This is a genomic window from Pseudoalteromonas sp. Isolate6 (assembly GCF_022398435.1).
Taxonomy (GTDB): Bacteria; Pseudomonadota; Gammaproteobacteria; order Enterobacterales; family Alteromonadaceae; genus Pseudoalteromonas; species Pseudoalteromonas galatheae.
The window spans coordinates 1-5,601 of sequence record NZ_JAKEVK010000261.1 but is presented as its reverse complement, the minus strand read 5'-3'; the positions used below and the strand labels follow the sequence as shown (position 1 = coordinate 5,601).

General features: G+C 39.1%; 4 protein-coding genes. All 4 read right to left on the bottom strand.

Features of this window, described 5'->3' with window-relative positions; translation table 11 throughout:
- Positions 1 to 111: 111 nt before the first annotated feature.
- Complete coding sequence (locus L1D50_RS21175; protein WP_239966752.1) at positions 112 to 2,403, bottom strand: diguanylate cyclase; 2,292 nt, start codon at positions 2,401 to 2,403, stop codon at positions 112 to 114.
- 2 nt (positions 2,404 to 2,405) lie between these two features.
- On the bottom strand, positions 2,406 to 3,383 hold the full coding sequence (locus L1D50_RS21170; protein ID WP_138524061.1) for a response regulator: 978 nt from the start codon (positions 3,381 to 3,383) through the stop codon (positions 2,406 to 2,408).
- Entirely contained in the window at positions 3,355 to 4,494 is a 1,140-nt protein-coding gene (locus L1D50_RS21165) for a response regulator (protein WP_128728111.1), read from the bottom strand. Before L1D50_RS21165 ends, L1D50_RS21170 begins: the two co-directional genes overlap by 29 nt.
- Positions 4,484 to 5,601: EAL domain-containing protein (locus L1D50_RS21160; RefSeq protein WP_239966751.1), on the bottom strand; the 1,118-nt coding region annotated here is incomplete at its 5' end. The genes L1D50_RS21160 and L1D50_RS21165, both read right to left, overlap by 11 nt.

Genomic DNA, 5,601 nt, shown 5'->3' with positions numbered 1-5,601 from the left:
GGAAAATGTAATCAAGCCTTACTTCTCGAACTTAACTCATTAAAGAAAAATAGGTCACTTTTTTGGTTTGTCATTATCTGTTAGTTCAAAGCGGTGGAGTTAATATATTGATTATTTAAACCAAACTACCTTGTTTTTGCCTGTGCGTTTAGCCTCGTACAATGCTTTGTCAGCATCGTTTAGATGTCCAGTAATAGACATTTTTTCCATCTCGGGAAGTACTGCTTTTACACCAATACTAACCGTGAGATGGATGCTTTTTTCTTCTGACAAGGTAATTTCTAAGTCAGATATTGACTTTCTTATGGTTTCAATCAGCGAACTAGACGATCCGTATGTAGCATCAAGTAACACAAATGCAAACTCCTCACCTCCCATTCTCGCGGTAAAATCATCACTGCGTAGCGCGTCCTTTATAGTGTGAGCAATCAGCTTAATGGCTTTGTCACCAGCATCGTGACCGTAGGTATCATTAATAGACTTAAAGTTATCGATATCTACCATACCAATTAAATAGGGGAAGGAAATCTCACCAACTTCGGCGGCTTTTTCCATAAAGGCACGTCGGTTGGGCAGGCCCGATAAGGTGTCGGTCATCGCAAGCTCAAGCAGCTTGTTTTCCGCTTCCTGGCGCTCTTTATCGAGTTTAACCGCATAGTATAAACCCGCTAGAGAGTCGACTAGTGGTTGTAAGAATTGTGCATCTTCTTCGGTATAGTCAAAAAACTTATTCGCAAGCCCAATCATACCGATTAACTCACCATTGAGCTTTATCGGTAGCCCTAAAAACTTAGAGATCCTAGGGTGTCCTTTTGGCGTACCTTTCGATGCAGGATGTTTACCTCGTTCATTACTAATGACGGTCTCTCCCGTTAGGATAACCGAACCAAATAAATTATTAAAATCAGTAAAATAGAGGTCATTATCATAATATCGCTGAACCAGTTGAGAGCTTAGATCATTCCACTGCATCTCCGAAATTGCATGGATAAAAAGCCTAGGTACACCAGCGGAATGTTCAAGTTCGCCGATCAACGCAAATTGACTATCAGCAATGTCAATGAGCTCTTCTAGAATTTCACGGCATGATTTAGAAAGATCACCCGTCTTTAAATAGGCTGACTGTGCCTTACTGATAAACGACAGCAACTGCTTTTGCTTGCGTTCTTGTAGCTGGGCTTCCATTCGGTCGGTAATATCACGGTGAGTTCCAGCAAGACGTAGTGCTCTACCGCTATTATCACGCTCAACCACTTTGCCATAGGTTTCAATCCATACCCAGTGTCCATCAGCATGTTTCATTCTATAAGAAGTGGTGTAGGCATCAGTTAGCCCCTGTAGGTGCTGAGCTAGATTTGTTTCTACATGACTACGGTCGGTTGGGTGAATAAGCTGACGGAAATAATTAACGCTGGTTTCGACATATTCAAATTCGATCCCAAGCATATCACACCACTTTTTATTTACTTTGTTTATATCTGCTGGAATATTCCAATCCCATGTTCCAAGTTCTGAAGCTTCTAATAACAAACGCATCTGCCGGTTTGTTTCATTGAGCTTGTCTTCAGTATACTTTTGTGCGGTATTTTCAGTAATAAAGGCTTGGATATTCGTCATTCTGCCTTCGTGGTTAAAATGCGCCACCGTGATCATTCGGATCCAGATCTGTTTTGAATCCAGTTCCATCTCTAGCAAAATTTCAGACGCTTCTAAACCAGCTAAATGGTTTTGCAAGTTAAAATGAAACTTCTCAACGCTTGATTCAGTAAGTAAATCTTCAAAATGTATTTCACCAGAGCATAAGTTAAAAGTGTCAATACCAATGACGCGCTCAATGTTAGGAGATACGGTACGAATGTGAAGCCCATTATTGTACTTCCATTTTATTAATACGATTGGTGAAAAGCGGATTAGCTCTTGATCCTCAAGGTACAGCGAGTAATTTTTTTGTAGCTCCAAAATAGTGGTGATCAGGCCGCTAATTGTCTCGAGCAAATGAATATCTCGCTCGGCATAATTCTTTGGTTTGGTATCGATTAGACATACACCACCAATTGGTTTGCCATCGATCCGAAAAGGCACACCCAAATATGAGCGAATGTGAGGTTCACCAGTAACAAGAGGATTGTTTGCATAGTTTTCATCTAAGGAAGTATCTGGAATCAGTAGTGATTTGTTATGCTTGATTAAGCGCTTACAAAAAGCATCTTGTTCTGGTGTTTTATCAACAAGAATCCCATGCTTGGCGATTAGGTGTTGCCATTGACCTTCAATGACGGTAACCAAAGTAATTGGTACATCAAAATAGTTTGATAGAGAAGTGAGCAGGGTGTTGAGGTCAGCGAGTGGAAAACTTGATTCGACTAAATCCTGTGTTAATTCGACTTTTGCAAAAGTATCCACGCTCACTCCCCATTAATTAAAAATTCGGTAAGCTGAGTCGTGTTACTTTGTATTTCGTGAGGCAGTGCAGTATTGAGTAACTTTTCCAGCTGAATTTCTAGTTCTATTTGTTTTCTTGGCAATAAAGAATTTTCAATGTTATCCAGTACGAACAGATAATGATGTGTAGGTGAAGGTAGTATTTTATAGTTTCTAAAAACTTCATGGGCCGCAGCAGCGAGTTTCGCTGAGGTGAGCTCGCAGGTTGGCAACGCATAGTAAGTTAAAAAAGGGTTTATCGAGTAGCACAATAGAAGCTCATTGATCACTTCATAGATGTTTATTTCATCTGCAACATCAACCTTTTCAATAGTGATCAAATAGAACTCTTCGTCTTTTGGATTACTACGGATCTCACATCTTAAAACACCAAGAGGGGTGTGGTAGATACCGTTACCACTAAAGCATGCCGAAAATTCAGCAAGTATCTGAGATTCTATATCGTGACTGAGATTATGTTCGACAACTAGACCTTCATTATTGATTAAGACCCGAGGGCAATCACGCTTTTTAAGTTGTTCTTGCAACACTGTTTTAAAATAGTTGTGGTTGTACACATCTATTGCTGCGTTGACTTCTGCGAGTAATTTGTCGTTCTCCCATGGTTTACACAAAAACTTATGTGCAACCTTGCTATTTATCATATCAATAAGTATGTCGGAGTCAGTATAACCACTGAGAATCAAGCTTACTGCACCTGGGCGTATTTCTTTGGCTCGTTTTAGAAAATTTCCGCCATTCATAATTGGCATTCTAAAATCGGAGATAATAACCTGAACAGGGTGCGAGTCTAAATACTCAAGTGCTTCAAACGGATTGTCAAAACAGACAACTTCTACTAGCGGCAGACTTATAAGTCGCTTTAATGCGTTAAGTACAGACAGTTCATCGTCTAAAATCAGTATGTTATAACTAGCTAAAGTATTTACTTCTGAGTTCATAGAAAAGCTCCAACCAATCTAGGCCCTTTTGATCACAAAACATGTCGATGACGCCTTGATTCACTTCCTTATTGGTAATTGTATCTGTAAGCAACAACAATGTAGTGGTATTACTATCTGAGGTTCCCGTTTCTAAGGCTTCAATGAGTGCATACAGTTCATCAGTGATGGCTGACTCGTAGCCTATTAAGGTAGCGGTGTAGAGGGCCATATGTAATTTCTCTGTATAGCAGCCCCCTGGGGAGTGGCATTGGTTTTCAGTTATAAGCTGGACTATTTCAGAGCCCAACTCACCAAGAAATAATAGAGATTGAATAAAAACAATACGCTCGGTGTCAACTGATGAATCACGTCGTTTTTGTACCAATTCTTTTAGTAACTTAACCTTTCTAAAGTTAATATCACTTAACTGCTCACAGTTTACGATATTGTATCTGGCTGCGACCATATTGTGATAACACGCAGAGACAATAATTGCGGAAACTAAGTCCACACCGAGTGTCTTTATTGCGGTAGACAAGGAGTATTGCTTTGTCGATAACCCGACATAAGCACTGTTACATAAGTGGAATAACTTAGCTTGAATGAGGACTTCTTGTTCAAGCATCGCTTCAAGCTTATGAAAATCTAAATCAATATCCTCAATTCTACTTAGCAAAATAGGCAATTCGTTTTGGATGAAAGTTTCATTTAACGCCTGCTTTATAGACTCACTTAATGGCAACTCACAGAGTCGATAAAATGCAGTAATAACATCATCAAATTCTTCTCTTCTAAATGGCTTAGCTACGATAAAGGTCGCGGAAATTGACGACTTACACAGTACTTTTCCTGTAGTATCACCGGTTAACAATACGGTAAGGACTTGCGGATAGCGACGTCTCACAATATTGATTAATTCAACACCATTAATTGCCGGCATAAGGTAGTCGCTAACTAAGATATCGATGCTAGTTAACGTATCTAGGGATTCAATAAATTGTTTAGGGGATGAGAAGGTCAATATATCTGCACCTTCCATACTTATATTGAAGTGACGGTAGAGCGACTTCAACATTAACTCATCGTCATCAACGAGTACAATCCGTGGTACTTGGTTTTTAATAGACATAGTGAGTAAGCTCCTCAAACAAAACAGGTTTTCCGATTAGATATCCCTGTACTTCGTCACATTGTAACTGCTCTAAAATTTCAAGCTGCTCGACGGTCTCTATCCCTTCAGCAACAACTTTTAATCCAAGGTCATGAACTAATCGAATGACATTTTGGACAAGATCACGAGCCGATTTGGAACTGTCGATATTTTCTATCAGACTTTTGTCAATCTTAATAACATCTACTGGCAACTTTGAAATATAACCCAAAGAGGAATACCCTCTGCCAAAATCATCAATAGCAATAGAGAATCCGATTTCTTTTAACTGTATTAATTTAGCCTTAGCTTGCTCGAGGTTTTCCAAAACAAAATTCTCGGTGATTTCTAATTCAAATTGCTTTGGTTGAAGTGAATACTTTTTGATAATTGAATACATGGTTTGTACAAAGTCAGGGTCGGAGAGTTGATAAGGTGAAATATTCACTGCAACTTTTTTAATATTAAGCGCCTCTTTTCGCCACTCAGACAGTGCGATACACGTTTGCTCTAGCACCCAATTTCCTATTTTAACTATTTGTCCGTCTTTTTCTGCCAACGGAATAAAATAATCCGGTGAGTTAGCGCCAAACTGGCTGTTCTTCCAACGGATCAACACTTCGCAGCTATTGATCGAATGTTCTTTTAAACTGAGTTTTGGTTGAAACCTTAGATAAAATTCACCATTATCGACAGCGTTGAATAATGCTTCAGACACTTTATGCTCATTTAGCTTCTCTGAAAGCAGCGATTGTGAATAACGCATGTAAAAGTCAGTCCGAGATTCACAGACGAATTGGGTATAGATCACTAGGCGGTCTATCGCCTCCGACAGTGGCTGCTTGGGCTCAATCATAGTATAAGAGGCGGCAAATTTGATTTGGATATTTTTGCGAACGAAGAACTGCTTAATTGAGTCGATCAGCTCATCTAAAAATTTATGAACTTCAATTTCACTTTGTACTGAATCTAACCAAAATATTGCTTGATCAAAACTGATTTCAAGCATAGAAAAACGAGTTGTTTCACTTAGTAGCGCATAATCTATTATTTTCTTTAAAGTATCTGAATATATCGGGGTATTAG

Excerpts from the sequence above, each read along its gene's own strand:
- L1D50_RS21170 (WP_138524061.1), bottom strand. The coding sequence starts at position 3,383 with ATGAACTCAGAAGTAAATACTTTAGCTAGTTATAACATACTGATTTTA.
- L1D50_RS21165 (WP_128728111.1), bottom strand. The coding sequence starts at position 4,494 with ATGTCTATTAAAAACCAAGTACCACGGATTGTACTCGTTGATGACGAT.